19 protein-coding genes are annotated in these 16,148 nt (G+C 33.8%); 13 read left to right on the forward strand and 6 right to left on the reverse strand.

Features of this window, described 5'->3' with window-relative positions:
* Position 1 precedes the first annotated feature (1 nt).
* The 11 genes from H5V42_RS05655 to H5V42_RS05705 all read left to right on the forward strand — a co-directional run bounded on the left by H5V42_RS05655 (position 2) and on the right by H5V42_RS05705 (position 11,290).
* Positions 2-1,048, forward strand: a complete 1,047-nt coding sequence (locus H5V42_RS05655; RefSeq protein ID WP_185782157.1) for a vWA domain-containing protein — start codon at positions 2-4, stop codon at positions 1,046-1,048.
* On the forward strand, positions 1,035-1,913 hold the full coding sequence (locus H5V42_RS05660; protein WP_313792130.1) for a tetratricopeptide repeat protein: 879 nt from the start codon (positions 1,035-1,037) through the stop codon (positions 1,911-1,913). The genes H5V42_RS05655 and H5V42_RS05660 overlap by 14 nt, the downstream gene beginning before the upstream one ends.
* Before the next feature lie 23 nt (positions 1,914-1,936).
* Complete coding sequence (locus tag H5V42_RS05665; RefSeq protein ID WP_229665607.1) at positions 1,937-3,688, forward strand: BatD family protein; 1,752 nt, start codon at positions 1,937-1,939, stop codon at positions 3,686-3,688.
* Positions 3,685-4,443 (forward strand): tetratricopeptide repeat protein, encoded by a 759-nt coding sequence (locus tag H5V42_RS05670; protein WP_185782159.1) that lies wholly within the window; start codon positions 3,685-3,687, stop codon positions 4,441-4,443. The genes H5V42_RS05665 and H5V42_RS05670 overlap by 4 nt, the downstream gene beginning before the upstream one ends.
* Before the next feature lie 60 nt (positions 4,444-4,503).
* Positions 4,504-4,818 carry a hypothetical protein gene (locus H5V42_RS05675; RefSeq protein ID WP_185782160.1) on the forward strand — a complete coding sequence of 105 codons (315 nt, stop codon included), beginning with the start codon at positions 4,504-4,506 and terminating at the stop codon, positions 4,816-4,818.
* 69 nt (positions 4,819-4,887) lie between these two features.
* A complete protein-coding gene (locus H5V42_RS05680; protein WP_185782161.1) occupies positions 4,888-6,480 on the forward strand; it encodes a SulP family inorganic anion transporter in 1,593 nt (530 codons plus the stop codon).
* Positions 6,481-6,482: 2 nt separating this feature from the next.
* Positions 6,483-7,109 (forward strand): carbonic anhydrase family protein, encoded by a 627-nt coding sequence (locus H5V42_RS05685; RefSeq protein ID WP_185782162.1) that lies wholly within the window; start codon positions 6,483-6,485, stop codon positions 7,107-7,109.
* Positions 7,110-7,300: 191 nt separating this feature from the next.
* Positions 7,301-8,320 (forward strand): phenylalanine--tRNA ligase subunit alpha, encoded by a 1,020-nt coding sequence (gene pheS, locus H5V42_RS05690; protein ID WP_185782163.1) that lies wholly within the window; start codon positions 7,301-7,303, stop codon positions 8,318-8,320.
* A 5-nt stretch (positions 8,321-8,325) separates the two neighbouring features.
* A complete protein-coding gene (locus H5V42_RS05695) occupies positions 8,326-8,724 on the forward strand; it encodes a hypothetical protein (protein WP_185782164.1) in 399 nt (132 codons plus the stop codon).
* Positions 8,725-8,961: 237 nt separating this feature from the next.
* Entirely contained in the window at positions 8,962-10,155 is a 1,194-nt protein-coding gene (locus tag H5V42_RS05700; protein ID WP_185782165.1) for a pyridoxal phosphate-dependent aminotransferase, read from the forward strand.
* 10 nt (positions 10,156-10,165) lie between these two features.
* On the forward strand, positions 10,166-11,290 hold the full coding sequence (locus H5V42_RS05705) for a permease (protein ID WP_185782166.1): 1,125 nt from the start codon (positions 10,166-10,168) through the stop codon (positions 11,288-11,290).
* A 24-nt stretch (positions 11,291-11,314) separates the two neighbouring features.
* Here H5V42_RS05705 and H5V42_RS05710 read toward each other — a convergent pair whose 3' ends face one another.
* Together H5V42_RS05710 and H5V42_RS05715 are read right to left on the reverse strand one after the other, a co-directional pair.
* Positions 11,315-11,797 carry a YciI family protein gene (locus H5V42_RS05710; RefSeq protein WP_185782167.1) on the reverse strand — a complete coding sequence of 161 codons (483 nt, stop codon included), beginning with the start codon at positions 11,795-11,797 and terminating at the stop codon, positions 11,315-11,317.
* Positions 11,788-12,264: a CYTH domain-containing protein gene (locus H5V42_RS05715; protein ID WP_185782168.1), complete on the reverse strand. Its 477-nt coding sequence runs from the start codon at positions 12,262-12,264 to the stop codon at positions 11,788-11,790. The genes H5V42_RS05710 and H5V42_RS05715 overlap by 10 nt, the downstream gene beginning before the upstream one ends.
* A 27-nt stretch (positions 12,265-12,291) precedes the next feature.
* Between H5V42_RS05715 and dinB the strand changes: the two genes are divergently transcribed.
* Together dinB and H5V42_RS05725 are read left to right on the forward strand one after the other, a co-directional pair.
* Positions 12,292-13,389, forward strand: a complete 1,098-nt coding sequence (gene dinB / locus H5V42_RS05720) for a DNA polymerase IV (RefSeq protein WP_185782169.1) — start codon at positions 12,292-12,294, stop codon at positions 13,387-13,389.
* 17 nt (positions 13,390-13,406) lie between these two features.
* A complete protein-coding gene (locus H5V42_RS05725) occupies positions 13,407-13,985 on the forward strand; it encodes a TetR/AcrR family transcriptional regulator (protein WP_185782170.1) in 579 nt (192 codons plus the stop codon).
* Between the two features lie 32 nt (positions 13,986-14,017).
* Here H5V42_RS05725 and H5V42_RS05730 read toward each other — a convergent pair whose 3' ends face one another.
* The 4 genes from H5V42_RS05730 to H5V42_RS05745 all read right to left on the reverse strand — a co-directional run bounded on the left by H5V42_RS05730 (position 14,018) and on the right by H5V42_RS05745 (position 16,098).
* Positions 14,018-14,407: a hypothetical protein gene (locus tag H5V42_RS05730; protein WP_185782171.1), complete on the reverse strand. Its 390-nt coding sequence runs from the start codon at positions 14,405-14,407 to the stop codon at positions 14,018-14,020.
* 25 nt (positions 14,408-14,432) lie between these two features.
* Positions 14,433-14,975, reverse strand: coding sequence for a carboxymuconolactone decarboxylase family protein (locus H5V42_RS05735; protein ID WP_185782172.1), 543 nt, complete (start codon positions 14,973-14,975; stop codon positions 14,433-14,435).
* A gap of 25 nt (positions 14,976-15,000) precedes the next feature.
* Positions 15,001-15,162, reverse strand: a complete 162-nt coding sequence (locus tag H5V42_RS05740; protein WP_185782173.1) for a hypothetical protein — start codon at positions 15,160-15,162, stop codon at positions 15,001-15,003.
* Positions 15,163-15,252: 90 nt separating this feature from the next.
* The gene (locus H5V42_RS05745; protein ID WP_185782174.1) at positions 15,253-16,098 is read right to left on the reverse strand and encodes a helix-turn-helix domain-containing protein; all 846 of its coding nucleotides are present in this window, start codon (positions 16,096-16,098) and stop codon (positions 15,253-15,255) included.
* Between the last annotated feature and the right edge of the window lie 50 nt (positions 16,099-16,148).

The following is a 16,148-nucleotide window of genomic DNA, read 5'->3' on the forward strand; positions in this document are numbered from 1 at the left end:
AATGGTACAGTTCGAAGAAAAAATATACTTCTATCTACTGGGCATAGTTCCAATACTTGTGCTGTTGTTTTTAATGCTTCAAGTTTGGAAAAGAGCAAAGCAGAAAGAATTTGCTAATGCGGCATTGCTTAAAAAATTAGCACCTAACAAATCAAAATTTAAAAGCTCTCTTAAGCTTCTTATATTTTTGTTAGGCATTTCATTTTTAATTATCGCTTTGGCAAATCCTAAAATCGGCACCAAGCTAGAAACGGTGAAAAGAGAAGGTGTTGATATTGTTTTTGCTGTTGATGTTTCTAAAAGTATGTTGGCCGAAGACATTGCACCTAATCGTATTGAAAAGTCAAAACGTATTGTTTCTGAAATAATAAATCAGTTAGCTAGCGATAGAATTGGTATAATAGCATACGCAGGGCAAGCCTATCCGCAATTACCTATTACCACAGATTATGGTGCAGCAAAAATGTTTCTGCAAAGTATGAATACTGATATGCTTTCTTCTCAAGGAACAGCAATTAATGCGGCAATAGACTTGGCCACCACCTATTTTGATGATCAAGAGCAAACTAATAGAGTGCTGTTTATTGTTTCTGATGGTGAAGACCATTCTGAAGGTAGCACCTTAGAAGCAGTAGATAAAGCTGTTGAAAACGGAATTAGAGTTTATACCATTGGAGTTGGTAGAACAAAAGGCGCTCCAATACCTATAAAACGAAATGGAGTTGTAGAAAGCCTTAAAAAAGATAGTCAAGGTGAAGTCGTAATTACAAGGCTTAATGAACAAGTACTTGTAGACATTGCAGATGAAGGTAATGGCAATTATATTAATGGAGCTGATACCGAAAGTGCTGTGGAATTTATTAAAGAAGAATTAGCACAAATGGATAAAAAAGAATTTGAAGCTAAACAATTTGCGGAGTATAAAGACCAATTTCAATGGTTTCTGGGTTTAGGGCTTTTCTTTTTATTTTTAGATGTTTTCTTGCTTGATAGAAAAACAGCTTGGTTGAAAAAACTAAATCTTTTTAATGAACATGATGATGAGTAAGATTAAGATTTTTATACTAGTAGTACTTTTTGGAGCTAACTTTTCTATTGCTCAAAATAGTGATGAAGAAGCTCAAAAAATAGCAGAACAAGCACTGCGAGATTCTAAAAATATTACCTACGATGCCAATAAAGAACTGGTACAAAACGACTTTATTAATGCCGAAGCCGAATACCGAAAAGCCATTTCTAAAAGCAGCGAAAATATAGCTGCACCTTATAATTTAGGTCGTGCTTATTACAATCGTGAAAGTTTTGAAGAAGCTTTTGGTAGATTTAAATCTGCGGGAGAAAAGGCTACTGAAAAACCAGACAAGCACAAAGCATTTCATAACATGGGTAATGTGTTTATGAAAAACAAAGAATATGCAAAAGCGGTTGAAGCTTACAAAGAAGCACTACGCGCCAATCCTAACGACGATGAAACACGTTACAATTTAGCACTTGCCAAAAAAATGCAAGAGCAAGATAAAAACGACCAAAACAACGATAATAACCAAGATAAAAACGACCAGAACAAAGACGACCAAAATCAGAATCAAGACCAAAACCAAAACGAAGGAGATAACGAACAAAAAGACGAAGGAGACGAAAAGGATAAAGAAGGAGAAAATGGTGATGAAGGAAATGAAAAATCTGAAGAGAATAAAGAAGGTGATGGCGACCAAAAGAAAGAACAAGAGCAAAAGCCTAAAAATGAGGGTGATGAAAAAGATGATAGAAAAAACCCAAGGCCTAATCAATTAAGTAAACAACAAATTCAGAATTTATTAGAAGCAATGCAGAACGAAGAGAAGAAAGTGCAAGAAAAACTTAACGCTCAAAAAGTTCGTGGTGCTAAAACTAAAAACGAAAAAGACTGGTAATGTTTCGCATGTTTAACCAACATATGGTAGTATTTTTCTTTTTGGTGAGCATGTTTTCTTTTGCTCAAGACCAAGAAGAGGTAACCTTTGAAGTTAAGCTAAGCAAAGAAAAATTAGGCCTTAATGAGCGATTGCGAGTTGAATTTCAAATGAATAAAGACGGCGATAATTTTGCTCCGCCAGATTTTGAAGATTTCAATATTGTTATGGGCCCTGCTCAACAAATTAGCTCCTCTTGGATTAACGGTAAACGTAGTTTTAACAAGTCTTATTCCTATGTACTCGAACCTAAAAAACAAGGTATTATTGAGATAGGCCAAGCTTCAATCGAAATTGCTGGCAACACCTACAAAACAGTTCCAAAACAAGTTACTGTTACAGCAGCGGTTGACAACCCCAATGCACCTAAAACTGCAAATGATATTGCTGAAGAAAATATTCATCTTGTTGCCGAAGTTTCTAAAGGGAGCCCTTATTTGAACGAGGCAGTAACTGTGGTTTATAAGCTTTTTGTTAGTCCAGATATTAGAGTTAACAACTTTAGACCTCTAGACAATCCTAAATACAATAATTTTTGGAGTCAAGATATTCCAGTGAAACGGTACGACCCCAAAAATGAAACCTATCAAGGTAAAAATTACAGAAGCGTTATTTTAAAGAGAGTAGTGCTATATCCTCAAAAATCTGGTCAGCTTTCTATAGCACCATTAACTATTGAATTATATGTAGATGTGCCTACCAATAAAAGAGATTTTTTTGGTAGTCCAGTATATCGTTCAGCAACTACCAATGTGTCTGCTGGTAGCCGAACACTTAACGTTAAAGCCCTGCCAATTCAAGGTAAACCGGCTAATTTTAGCGGTGCTGTAGGTGATTTTGATTTTTCGGTTTCAACAAGTAAAACTGCGCTAAATGCATCAGAATCTTTACAAGCTAAGGTAGAAATAACTGGTAAAGGAAATTTAAAATTATTTCAATTACCAGAACCTGCTTTACCCAGTTCTTTAGAGGTATATGAACCAGAGTACGATGAAAAAGTAACTACAACACTATCTGGCATGGAAGGTAAAGTGGCTAATAATTATACTATAGTGCCTTCATTTCGAGGAAAATACCCCATTCCTTCTATTGAGTTTAGTTTTTTTAATCCGAAAACTGGAAGCTATGAAACCCTCTCCTCTAATGAAATTACGATTGATGTTTTAGAAGGTCCAGAAGGCAATGACGTTGCCGTTACAAATGCTCAAAATTCAAAAGTTTTAGTTCCCACAGGAAAGCAATTTCATTTTATAAAAACAACTACTAATTTTTCTTCAACCTCAACTAATTTTTTGTTTGGTTCAACTAAATTTTATGCCTACCTATTTGGACCATTAGTGCTAATACCCCTCTTTATTCTTTGGCGCAGAAAAAAAGAAAAAGATGAGCAAAACGTTGAAGGCACCAGACTTAAAAAGGTTAATAAACTTGCTCGAAAATATTTGTCAGCTGCTAAAAAGGCATTAGGTAATAAAGAGGAGTTTTATGTTGCCCTAGAAAAAGCACTACATAATTATTTAAAAGCCAAACTTAAAATTGAAACTTCTGATTTTAGCAAGGATAAAATCAACACTCTTTTGTTAAGCAAAAATGTGGATGAAGGTAGCATAGAAAAATTCATTCAATTACTCAAAAACTGTGAAATGGCAAGGTATAGCCCATTTACTCAAGTTCAAATGAACGAAGATTACAATGAAGCTAGTGATGTAATTTCAAAATTGGATAAGCAGTTATGAGAATAGTGTTAATTGCATTGGTAGGACTTTTATGTAATCTGGGTTTAGCTCAAGAAAAAGCTTTATTCAATAGAGCTACAGATTTATATAATGATGGTAAGTTTGAAGAAGCCTTAGACTATTATCAAAGAATTTTAGACAACAATAAACATTCTGCTGAGCTCTACTTTAATATGGGTAATGCAAATTATAAGCTAGAAAATATTGGCCCAAGTATTTATTATTATGAAAAAGCATTGTTGCTAAAACCCAACGATGCAGAAATACTTAATAATCTTGGTTACGCCCAAAATATGCGGTTAGATGCTATAGAAGAAATGCCAAAAACAGCATTACAAAATGTATACAATAAAATAGTTGGGTTTTTTAATTTTGAACAGTGGGGTTATCTAGCTATTGGGCTAATGACGCTATTTGTACTCACCTACGTTTTATACTACCTCTTATTTACAGCCTTTAACAAGCGTTTATTTTTTATTTTTAGTATACTTTTTTTACTGTTGAGTATGGCCTCTCTGAGTATGGCTTATTTTGCTTACAATGACTATAAAAAAAATAATCCGGCGATAATATTTGCTCGAGAAGTTGTTGTAGCTGCAGAGCCCAATGAACAAAGCGAACGTGTTTTTACACTTCATGAAGGCACCAAAATAAATGTTGTAGAAGCGCTCGAAGATTGGTCGAAAATTAGAATTGCAGACGGACAAATAGGATGGATTCCTTCGGATTCTTTCAAGGCCTTGAAAGATTTTTAATCCTTACTTAACAGCAATAATTCAACAGAACTGTTAAATTAGCAATCTATCTAACTGATAATGAAGGCAAAATTTATATATAAAATTGTGCTTGCATTGGTACTAACATCTTCATTGTTAGCGCCAACCGTGGCTTCAATTATAAATATTTCTACTGAAAAAGTTACCTTCTTAGATTTGAGTGATGAAGAAAACAACTCAGAAAACGAGAAAAAATATGACGAAAAAGAACTCTTTTTCGAAAAATCACAACAATTGTTAGGCATACTTCTTCCTCAAGAACAAAACTTTAAATCCTTATTAGGTTTTTTACATCAAACGGTTACAAAAGAAATTTTGTTACCTCCCCCAGAAACAAATAGTATTTTATCCTAACTTAATTCTAATCAAACTTTAATTAAATTTCTTTGGATATTGCAATATTCAAAGATTAAAAACTCATTTATGTTCAAGAATCTTAAAAAAGATTTACCAGCAAGTATTGTGGTATTCTTTGTTGCACTTCCCCTTTGTTTAGGAATTGCATTAGCTAGTGGTGCGCCTTTATTTTCTGGCGTAATTGCTGGTATTATTGGTGGTATAGTTGTTGGAGCTTTAAGTGGCTCTCAAATTGGTGTTAGTGGACCTGCTGCTGGTCTTGCTGCAATTGTATTGGCAGCAATTGCTTCTCTTGGTTACGAAAACTTTTTAGTTGCTGTTGTTTTAGGTGGTGTAATTCAACTTATTTTTGGAGTGCTTCGCTTAGGAATTATTGGATACTATTTTCCTTCATCAGTAATTAAGGGTATGCTTACAGGTATTGGAATCATTATTATTCTAAAACAAATACCTTACTTTTTTGGCTATGATAAAGACCCAGAAGGTGATTTTGCTTTCTTTCAAATTGATGGAGAAAATACCTTCTCTGAAATTTTTAATACCATTAGCGGAATTATTGCCGGAAACCTAAGTTTAGGCGCTACTATTATTGCGCTTATTTCTTTGGCTATTTTAATACTTTGGGGTAATTATTTAAAAGACAAACATCGTTTCTTTGAATTGGTTCAAGGGCCTTTGGTGGCGGTGATTGTAGGTATTATTTTTTACATTTTTACAAAAGATAATTCTACCTTACAAATTACTTCTGATCATTTAGTATCAGTTCCTGTGCCAGAAAACGCAAGTTCTTTCTTAGCACAGTTTAGCTTTCCAAACTTTAGCGTAATACTTAAACCAGAAATTTGGATTACCGCATTTACTATTGCTTTAGTAGCAAGTTTAGAAACACTATTATGTGTTGAAGCTACAGATAAACTAGACCCCCATAAAAGGGTTACCCCTACAAATAGAGAGCTTTTAGCTCAAGGTACTGGTAATATTGTATCTGGTTTAATTGGCGGTTTACCTATTACCCAGGTTATTGTGCGTAGTTCTGCGAATATTCAATCTGGCGGTCAAACAAAAGCTTCTGCAATAATTCACGGTTTCTTTTTAATAATTTCTGTGATTTTAATACCTACTTTACTAAATATGATACCGCTATCTGTTTTAGCAGCCATTTTATTCATTGTAGGTTATAAGCTTGCCAAACCAAAGTTATTCAAAACCATGTACAACTTAGGCTGGAAACAGTTTATACCCTTTATAGTTACGGTGTTAGGCATTGTATTTATAGACTTACTTTGGGGAATAGGATTAGGTTTAGCAGTTGGTATCGTAGTTATTTTAATAAAGAGCTATCAAAACTCGCACTTCTTGCATATTGAAGAGAAAGAAATTGATAACAATAGAATTAAGATGACCTTGGCTGAAGAAGTTACCTTCTTTAATAAAGGGGCTATTTTAAAAGAATTGGATGAAATTCCTGAGAATTCTACTTTGATTATCGATATGAGCAAAACCAAATATCTCGACCATGATATTGTGGAAATTATTCAGGACTTTTTAGGTAAAGCTAAAGAACGAAATATAAAACTAGTAGTAACATCTGAACGCGGAACTTTTGAAAATCCAGAAAATTTCGCTGATTTATTTAAACTACCTAAACAAACAGCTTAAATATGAAAGCACATACAAAAGAAACACAAAACGCACTAAATCCTAAAGGAGCAATAGATTTATTAAAAGAAGGCAATCAACGTTTTGTTGCAAAAAAAATGGCGGATAGAGATTTGATTGCTCAGGTAAAACAAACTACTTCTGGGCAATATCCCTTTGCAACCATATTAAGTTGTATTGATTCTAGAGTATCTGCTGAGTTAGTTTTTGACCAAGGTGTTGGAGATATTTTTAGCGCTCGTGTAGCAGGCAATATTGTAAATGAAGATATTCTGGGGAGTATGGAGTTTGCTTGCAAATTAGCAGGTACAAAAGTTATCGTTGTATTAGGCCATACCGCATGTGGAGCAGTAAAAGGTGCCTGTGATGACGCTAAGTTGGGTAACCTAACCATTCTTCTTCACAAAATAAAATCTGCAGTTAAAACGGTTGAAGAACCTAAAGATTCTAGTCTAAGAAACTCTAAAAATTTAGACTTTGTAAACACTGTAGCAGAAAACAATGTAAAATTAACTATTGAGGATATTAGAAGTTTAAGTCCCGTTCTTAAAGAAATGGAAGATAACGGAGAAATTTCCATTGTTGGAGCAATGTATGATATTGCTGATGGTAAAGTACACTGGATGTAATTTTTCTTAAAACAATTTGAAAAGGACCCCTATTTAAAAATAGGGGTCCTTTTTTTTGGTAACTACCTAAAATTTTATCTGTACTACACATTGTTTATTGTCTCTTTTGTACTAGATTGACCTTTGCCCTTGTAATCACTAGAATTTCATTGACAATTTGCTAAATTTGCCGACTCTAAAAGCCATTGGCAATGATTGATACCATTAAAGAACATTTAACGCAAGTTGAAAATTTCTCTTCCACCTCTATGGATGAGATTGAAGCATTCAGAATAAAGTATCTTGGTAAAAAAGGACTATTAAATCAATTTTTTGCAGAATTTAAAAATGTTCCTAAAGAAGAAAAGGCTGCTTTTGGTCAAATTATCAATCAACTAAAGAATACGGCTAATGCAAAGGTTAATGACCTAAAAGCTGAATTGGAGAACCACACCGAAGCTAAAGGTGTATATGGTGATTTAACTAGACCGGGGCATCCTATAGAATTGGGCGCAAGACATCCTATTTCCATAGTTAAAAACAGAATAATTGAAATTTTTTCTAGAATTGGTTTTAACGTTTCTGAAGGACCAGAAATTGAAGATGACTGGCACAACTTTACAGCATTGAACTTGCCAGAATATCACCCTGCCCGTGATATGCAAGACACATTTTTTATTCAAACCAATCCTGATATTTTATTACGCACGCATACTTCATCTGTTCAGGTGCGGTATATGGAAGAAAACAAACCACCTATTAGAACAATATCACCTGGCCGAGTGTATAGAAACGAAGCTATTTCTGCTAGGTCGCACTGTTTTTTTCATCAGGTAGAAGGTTTGTATATTGATAAAGACGTTTCCTTTGCCGATTTAAAACAGACCTTACAGCATTTTACCTCTGAAATGTTTGGTAAATCTAAGATAAGATTACGCCCTTCTTACTTTCCGTTTACAGAACCTAGTGCAGAGGTTGATGTATACTGGGGACTAGAAACAGAAACCGACTTTAAAATGACCAAAGGTACTGGTTGGCTAGAAATTATGGGCTGTGGTATGGTTGACCCCAACGTGCTTAGAAACTGTAATATTGATCCTGAAGAATACTCAGGTTTTGCCTTTGGTATGGGTATAGATCGTATCGCGCTTTTACTTTATCAAATTCCTGATATTCGCTTATTAAGTGAAAATGATGTTCGCTTCTTAGAACAATTCAAAAGCTCCCTCTAGCCAATATGAAAAAAGATATTGAAATTCCTATTGCTAAAGACGTTTATGTAGCAATGATACGTGAATGGAATGAGGAATTCTTGGCTAAAGATTGGAATGCTTACATAATCAATAACAGGCCCAACCCAATAGAAATGGTTATTGTGGTATCTAAAGGCTATTCTGATACCAAAAAGACCTCAACAATGCGTCATGGTATAGGAGTAATTAAAGGTAAAGATTTTGCTAAAATTGAATTGGTGCAAGAAGAGGTGTTAGCACTAAACAATGAGTTTTTTGTTACCTTCTTTGCTGATGACAAGCTATTCGAAAAAAGGTTTACCTTTCTAGCAAACACCGTATCAGAAAACCATTTAATAACTATCCCAATCATAGATAAAGAAGGTGTGCTAGCCGCAGAATAAAGTAAATTCTTTTTCTTAGACTACAATTTCTCACTTGCTTTCAAATTCAACAATTTTTAACAATCTGTAGTGTAAAAATACAGCTTTTATCTAAAAAGTTGTTACATAGTCAACAATTTTGATGTTCTTTTTTTTTGGTTTTACTAATTCAACCCATTCATTTTTATAGGATTAGCATAGGAATTGCTAGACTGAACTACTAACTTGAATGTCCTGACAATCAAAAAAATAACTCACATGGAATCATCTTTTTTAAACAGAAGAAATTGGTTAAAAACTTCAGTTGTTACTGCTGGTGGTATTTTAGCGGCACCCTATTTAGGATTTTCAAAACAAACACAATTTCCGCTAACATTGGATGCTCAAGGCAATGCAGTTTACAGCCCATTTTTTAAGGAGTATTTAATAGAAGAACTTAATGCCCTACCTCCTTTAGAAGCTAAGCTAAATGCTAACGAAAATCCATATGGACCCTCGCCAATGGCTGTAGAGGCTTTTAAAAATGCTGCTGCTGGTGGTAATCGTTACGCATGGAAAGAACTTTTTCAATTAATTGATAAAATAGCCAAGTTTGAAGGTGTGAGTTCTAAAAATATAATGATGGGGCCTGGTTCTTCAGACCTATTAGAAAAATTCGCAATGGTTCTTTTTAGTGAAGGTGGCAATTTAGTCTCCGCTGACCCTGCATATATGTCTTTAATACGCGTTGCAGAAGCCTGTGGAGGAACCTGGAAACCTGTTCCTTTAAAAGATGATTGGTCTCATGATATAGAAGCCATGAAAGCTGCCGTTAATGCAGATACTAAATTAGTTTATATCTGTAATCCTAATAACCCAACAGGTACAATTACCAATACCGCTGAATTATTAGCGTTTTGCTCAGAAGTATCTGAGAAAGTTCCTGTTTTCGTAGATGAAGCTTATTTATGGTTTTTAGATGATGCTGCGAAACAGAGTATGGTTGGTTTAATTGCTGAAGGTAAAAATATTATTGTAGCAAGAACTTTTTCTAAAATTCATGGTATGGCTGGTTTACGTGTGGGTTACGCCGTGGCTACTGAAGAAATGATAGAAAAAATTCAAACAATAACGCGTGGTGGAATGGGTGTCTCTTATCCTTCTGTTTATGCAGCAATGGCTGCAATGGACGATGCTGAATTTATTGATAAATCTAGAACCTTAAATGCGGAAGCTAGAGCGTATGTTTATGAGAGTTTAACTGAAAAAGGCATTTCTTATGTTCCGTCACATACTAGTTTTTTAATATTCCCAATTGAAATGGAAGGTAAAGAGTTTTTAACCAAAATGACTGCCTTAAAAGTTGGTGTTAGAGCTTTTAATTTTATGAATAAAAACTGGTGTAGAGTAAGCATGGGTACGCTTGATGAAATGAAACTATTTGTTAGTGCTTTAGATAAGGTAATCGTATAATTTATTCTTTGTGGGTTTTCAGAAAATTCTTGTATTCCTTTTGTTTATAGGTATTGGTTTTATTCTTAAATCAAAGTTCTCATCAAAAGCTGAAATAGCTGGTTTAAAAAAAATAATTCTAAACTTAGCGCTTCCGGCAACTATTTTTATTGCACTCTTGAGTGTCGATATTAATAAAGAGCTATTACTGTTTCCAGTTATGGCTTTAGCACTTAATGGGATTCTTTACTTATCAACCTCTTTATTTCTTCCTATCCTTGGTATGAAAAAAGGGACTCCAAACTACAACACTGCTAGGCTATTATTTGCTTCTTTAGCTCCAGGGTTATCTTGTTTTCCGTTTGTTTTAGAATTTCTTGGCGAGTCTTATTTAGCCAAAGTAGCAATGGCTGATTTAGGTAACAAGGTTTTTGTACTAATCATTTTATACCTAATTGCTATGCAATGGTATCTTAAAAACAATGCCAAAACCACCAAATTTAACACTGCTAAACTGCTAGATTTACTAAAAACTTTAGCCTTTGAACCGGTTAACCTCTTTATAATGGGAGCTTTAGTTTTAATGGCCTTTGGTTTACATTTAGAAAACCTCCCCTTTGTCTTTTCTGATATACTTTCAAGGATAAGTTTACTAATGACCCCGCTAGTTTTATTATTTATTGGCCTAGCAGTAAACATAAAGAAGAATCAATTTGCGCAACTGTTTTCCTTACTATCTATACGTGCAGCTATTAGCTTTTTGCTTATTGGTATACTCGCCTTAATTATACCTATGGAAACCAATACTGTTTTATTAGCATTAGCTTTTGCTCTAAGTGCTTGTAGTTTTTGGCCCTATGCACATATTGCTTCGGTTGATGCGCTAGAATTAGCCAAAGCTGACGCTGATAAAACCTTTAATAGTAATATGGCTATTTCTATTTTAGCCTTGTCTTTTCCCCTATCTACAATCTTAATTATGGGAGTTTTAAATAGTGGTAATCTATTTTCAAATACAATTTCTCTTTTTATAGCTTCAGTAGTTTTGTTTGTAGTTGGTTCTTTACCTGTTCTATTCAACAAAATACCAAAACAGCTATTGAAGCTTAGAACTTCAAAATACCAACTTAAAACCTACACAGAAAACGATAGCTAATGATGTGTTAGCTTTTTAATACTATTATCGTAATGAAAATCCTTTAGCAGCCCACCACGGATGTATTTCAATTGCTAAACGCCCTGCTTTTACCATAGGGTCTGCATTAGCCAAACTATCTGCCATTTTTTGTGTGGGTACATTGTAAATTGTTATCCCTCTAATATCCCCATTATCTCCGAAAGGGCCAGAAATGTCAGCATAACCCAATTCATACATTTTTCCTAAATGTGCTAGGTGTAAAACCTGTAAACTATCAGCCGTTTCTTTATTTTGGGAACGGTTTGCGCCTCTTTTTAAAAAGGCAATAAAATATTGCTGCATCAAAACAGTGTCTTTAGAGGCTTCATCTACATAATCAAAAACCTCAAAACCTTTAGAAACAAGCTCTTGCTTTATCTGGGCAGTAGATTTTTCTGATACTACTTCCTCCACTGGGTTTTCTACCTTATCTTGACAAGAAAACAGAAGAAATATTAATATTAAGGGTACTATTTTTAAATCCATTGGTTAAAAGGTTTTTTTGCTAATTGAGAGTTGTAATATTCAATTTGACCTGTAACTTCTTTTCCTACCCAGTTTGGCTTGATAAATTTTTCTTCTTCATGGCTAAGTTCTATCTCCGCAATTACTAACCCGGTATTCTCACCTAAAAACTCGTCTACTTCGAAAGTATGCTTGTCTACAGATACAAGATATCTGTATTTTTCTAGAATGGTTGGCTCGCATAAATCAATTAGATTTTTGGCTTCAGCTACAGAAATTTTAGTTTCCCACTCAAATCTTGTTGTTCCCGTATCATTAGATTTTCCTTTTACCGTTAAAAAGGCCTTATCTCCTTTTACCCTAACACGTACTGTACGCTCTGGATGCGTATTTAAAAAACCCTGAATTATATGCTCCTTTTTAGAAGCTTCCTTTTTAAAATCTATTGAGTTTACTAAAAACTTTCTTTCAATTTCTAAGTGTTCCATCAATTTAAATATAGGCTAAATTTGAAAATGGATTTTGATTTTCCACTTAGAAAAATCATTCATGTTGATATGGATGCCTTTTACGCCTCTGTAGAGCAACATGACCAGCCAGAATTAAAAGGTAAGCCTATTGCTGTTGGGGGTAGTTCTAAAAGAGGGGTGGTTTCTGCAGCTAGTTATGAAGCTCGTAAATTTGGCGTCAGAAGTGCTATGAGCGGTGTTTTAGCTAAGAAAAAATGTCCGGAACTCATTTTTGTTAAACCCAGATACCAACGCTACAAAGAGATTTCTTTACAAATACGAAAAGTGTTTTTTGAATATACTGATTTGGTTGAACCGTTGTCTTTAGATGAAGCGTATTTAGACGTAACTGCTAACAAAAAAGGTAATCCTTCGGCTACCTTAATAGCAAAGGAAATTCGAGAAAAAATTTTAAAAACTACCGGACTTACTGCTTCGGCGGGCATTTCTATTAATAAATTTATTGCAAAAGTTGCTAGTGATTACAACAAACCAAACGGTCAAAAAACTGTAAATCCTGAAGAAGTTATAGCGTTTCTAGAAGCATTAGACATACGCAAGTTTTACGGCGTAGGTAAAGTCACTGCTGAAAAAATGTATCAGTTAGGTATTTTCACTGGTAATGATCTTAAACAAAAATCACTCGAGTACCTTACTACAGAATTCGGTAAAAGTGGCAAATACTACTATAATGTTGTAAGAGGAATTCATTTAAGTGAAGTAAAGCCAGAACGCACACCAAAATCTGTTGGAGCTGAACGAACCTTTAGTAAGAATTTAAGCAGTGAGATATTTATGCTAGAGCGATTACAAAATATTGCTGAAGAACTAGACAAACGCCTTTCAAAATCTAACATAGCAGGAAAAACCATTACTTTAAAAATCAAGTATAGTGACTTTACTTTACAAACCCGTAGTAAAACACTAACCTATTTTATTGCCAACAAAGACTTAATCTTAGAAACTGCAAAAGAACTTTTATACCAGGCCCCAATAGATGGCTCTGTTAGGCTATTAGGCATTTCTTTAGCGAATCTGAATACCAATAAAAAGAAAGAGGTTGAAGAAGAATCCATAGCTGTACAGCTTAAGTTTGATTTCTGATTTTAGTACATTTAAGAATGGAAAAAAGAAACCTTAAGCAGCAAATTATTACCACTGCTGGCAATTTATTCTACACAAAGGGTTACAACACTACAGGTATAAACGAAATTATTTCTAAGTCTAATGTTGCAAAGGCTACTTTGTATCACCACTTTAAATCTAAAGAAGCTATTTGTATTGCTTATTTAGAGGCTAAACATTCACTGTTTATGGCTTCTTTAACTAATAGTATTGCCTCAGAAAATTCTACGAAAGCCAAGTTGCTAGGTATTTTTGAGTATTTACGAAGTGAATTTAGAAAAGAAGATTTTGGAGGCTGTTGGGCAATTAAATTGTTGGGTGAAATTCCTCAAAACGATAAAAATATTAAGCCCTTAATCGTAAGACAAAAGAAGGAACTTATTGTTTTTTTGAACCAATTAGTTGGCGATTCTGTGAAAAATGCTTCAAAAGCCGAAATAGAACAACTCTCAAATAGTATTTACCTCTTATACGAAACTGCAATAACTGAAAGTTACTTACATAAAAGTGATTGGCCCATTTTTCAATCGAGAAGTATTGCCCAAAAGTTGATAGCTGAGATTGATTTAAAATAAAAAAGGCCCTGATTTCTCAAGGCCTACTATTATTAATTTACGGTAAGTATATTATCTGTTGCTGTTGGATTTAGTGGACAAAAATATACGTATTCTCCTTTAGCTAAGGTTGTTGCTTTAGAATTACTTTTAGAATTTGTACCAACAGGAGTGGTCACATAAGCCGTTTGTATGTGATTTTCTGGTTTTGAAATATCTTTTCCTTTTTTAACCAATACAAAACCAACTTCATGGTCTATGCCATTATTAAAGATTTCAAATATGTAGGTTCCTTCTTTAACAGTAAGATTCTTTTTGGTAAACTCTCCTGGTACTTGCTCTAAGCTTATTGTTTTTACCTCATTTTTCATCATTTTGTCTTGAGCGGTAATGCTTAAACTAAATCCAAGAATAGCAATTGCTGCTAATAATATATTTCTCATTTTATTTTATTTTAAAGGTTATTTATTAAACTGTTACTAAAAATTGAGCTTCAGGAAAATCTACAGGGACTTGGGTTGTACTGTGTATATAATTTGAAATAGTTTTATCCCCTACCAACACTAAGGTGTCTATTAAATTTTCTTTGGTAAACCCGGCCGCTAAAAAGTTTTCTACGATTACTTGATTCGCAGCTCCTCTATTTTCGGTAACATTTTTTGCCAACGCCGCTAAAGCGTCTAATTTGCTATCAAAAGAAGCACCACCTGCTCTTAATTCTAAAATTTGCTCTTCTGTGAAGCCATTCATTTTTCCTATTGCAGTGTGAGCAGCTAAACAATAAGCACAATTATTAACTTGGCTAACAGCTAAGTTCACAACTTCTTTTTGTTTAGCAGTTAAAGAGGTTTTTGCATTCGCAAAATTTAAATAATTAGCTAAAGCATTGTTAGAATATGCATACGTAGCATAAAGATTTGGAACAAAGCCTAATGCTTTTTCTAAATTGTCAAAAATTGCTTGGTTAGCTTCACTAACTTCTTCTCTTTTTAAGGGTCTAAAATCACTCATTTCTTTAATTTTTATTTGTTGTTGTTTAAAATTTTGATACAAAAGGTTTCTCAGCATCACAATAGAAATCGTGGTGATACTTTTGTTCACAATGCTTTTTAGAAGAAACCGTAATTGGTGCTTTGCTTTGATTAAAGCTGAAAATCTCTATAAGATTAAAAATTGATTTATGTACTGTAGTTTTCATTACTTCTTTTTATTTACAGTACAAAGATGAAGTAGAAACAACGTCAAGGGTTAGTAGTAATTTCCCGACTACTTGCCAATCTTTCCCTTATTACTCAAAAAGAAGGTTATCTCTAAATTCTGAAGGGGTCATTTTGGTCATTTTCTTGAAAAATTTGCTAAAATGAGTAGGGTCATTGAAGCCAAGTTCAAAAGCAATTTCTTGATTTTGTTTCGCTGTAAATTGAAGTAATCGCTTTGCTTCTAGGGCCAATCTATCCAAAATTATTTGTTGAGGAGATTTTTGATTGTAAATAGAAAAAAGATTGGAGAGAGTTTTGGGTGATTTAAACAACATCTCAGCATAATCACTTACTTTTCTCTTGGTCTTGTAGTGCATGTCAACCAAGAAATTGAATTTTCTTATAATTTCTATTTGTTTGTTATCTAGAGACTTAACCACCAGTTGTTGTTTAGCCAAACGCGTGTTCATTATTATAAAACGCTTAAGTAGCATTTGAAGCATATCTCCTTGTATATTGTCTGGGGTTTGAAACTCCTCAATTAAAATTTCAAAAAGTAAATTAAAGCGTTTAAGTTGAACTTTAGGTATGTTTATTATGGGTAAATCTTGGGTGCCAAAAAACAATATGCCGTTGCACGAAACCTCACTATCATGGTCAACTATACAATAGAACTCTCTATTAAAAAGTATTCCAGTAATTGGGTAATTTGTTTTTTTAAAAGATAAATTTTGAAGATAGGTAACAGTTATTACCTGATTAGGGGTAAGGGTAACATCAATACCATCTATAGTTAAGACAACATCTTCGCAGTTTCTATTCCATAGAAATTTAATAGTTTCTTTTACAATTGAAAATGACTGATGAAATTTTTGAAAATCATCAGTCACTCCAAATATTGAATTCAGTCCTTTTCGGTAATACTCTAATCGCATAGCGTTAACTATTTACCAGAATTGGTCTGATTAAGGATGCCTAACTTACA

It is taken from the genome of Croceivirga lutea (assembly GCF_014235875.1).
Taxonomy (GTDB): domain Bacteria; phylum Bacteroidota; class Bacteroidia; order Flavobacteriales; family Flavobacteriaceae; genus Croceivirga; species Croceivirga lutea.

Excerpts from the sequence above, each read along its gene's own strand:
- pheS (WP_185782163.1), top strand. The coding sequence starts at position 7,301 with ATGATTGATACCATTAAAGAACATTTAACGCAAGTTGAAAATTTCTCT.
- H5V42_RS05735 (WP_185782172.1), bottom strand. The coding sequence starts at position 14,975 with ATGAGTGATTTTAGACCCTTAAAAAGAGAAGAAGTTAGTGAAGCTAAC.
- H5V42_RS05670 (WP_185782159.1), top strand. The coding sequence starts at position 3,685 with ATGAGAATAGTGTTAATTGCATTGGTAGGACTTTTATGTAATCTGGGT.
- H5V42_RS05710 (WP_185782167.1), bottom strand. The coding sequence starts at position 11,797 with ATGGATTTAAAAATAGTACCCTTAATATTAATATTTCTTCTGTTTTCT.
- H5V42_RS05680 (WP_185782161.1), top strand. The coding sequence starts at position 4,888 with ATGTTCAAGAATCTTAAAAAAGATTTACCAGCAAGTATTGTGGTATTC.
- H5V42_RS05695 (WP_185782164.1), top strand. The coding sequence starts at position 8,326 with ATGAAAAAAGATATTGAAATTCCTATTGCTAAAGACGTTTATGTAGCA.
- H5V42_RS05715 (WP_185782168.1), bottom strand. The coding sequence starts at position 12,264 with ATGGAACACTTAGAAATTGAAAGAAAGTTTTTAGTAAACTCAATAGAT.
- H5V42_RS05740 (WP_185782173.1), bottom strand. The coding sequence starts at position 15,162 with ATGAAAACTACAGTACATAAATCAATTTTTAATCTTATAGAGATTTTC.
- H5V42_RS05725 (WP_185782170.1), top strand. The coding sequence starts at position 13,407 with ATGGAAAAAAGAAACCTTAAGCAGCAAATTATTACCACTGCTGGCAAT.
- H5V42_RS05685 (WP_185782162.1), top strand. The coding sequence starts at position 6,483 with ATGAAAGCACATACAAAAGAAACACAAAACGCACTAAATCCTAAAGGA.
- H5V42_RS05655 (WP_185782157.1), top strand. The coding sequence starts at position 2 with ATGGTACAGTTCGAAGAAAAAATATACTTCTATCTACTGGGCATAGTT.
- dinB (WP_185782169.1), top strand. The coding sequence starts at position 12,292 with ATGGATTTTGATTTTCCACTTAGAAAAATCATTCATGTTGATATGGAT.
- H5V42_RS05660 (WP_313792130.1), top strand. The coding sequence starts at position 1,035 with ATGATGATGAGTAAGATTAAGATTTTTATACTAGTAGTACTTTTTGGA.
- H5V42_RS05675 (WP_185782160.1), top strand. The coding sequence starts at position 4,504 with ATGAAGGCAAAATTTATATATAAAATTGTGCTTGCATTGGTACTAACA.
- H5V42_RS05700 (WP_185782165.1), top strand. The coding sequence starts at position 8,962 with ATGGAATCATCTTTTTTAAACAGAAGAAATTGGTTAAAAACTTCAGTT.
- H5V42_RS05665 (WP_229665607.1), top strand. The coding sequence starts at position 1,937 with ATGGTAGTATTTTTCTTTTTGGTGAGCATGTTTTCTTTTGCTCAAGAC.
- H5V42_RS05730 (WP_185782171.1), bottom strand. The coding sequence starts at position 14,407 with ATGAGAAATATATTATTAGCAGCAATTGCTATTCTTGGATTTAGTTTA.
- H5V42_RS05745 (WP_185782174.1), bottom strand. The coding sequence starts at position 16,098 with ATGCGATTAGAGTATTACCGAAAAGGACTGAATTCAATATTTGGAGTG.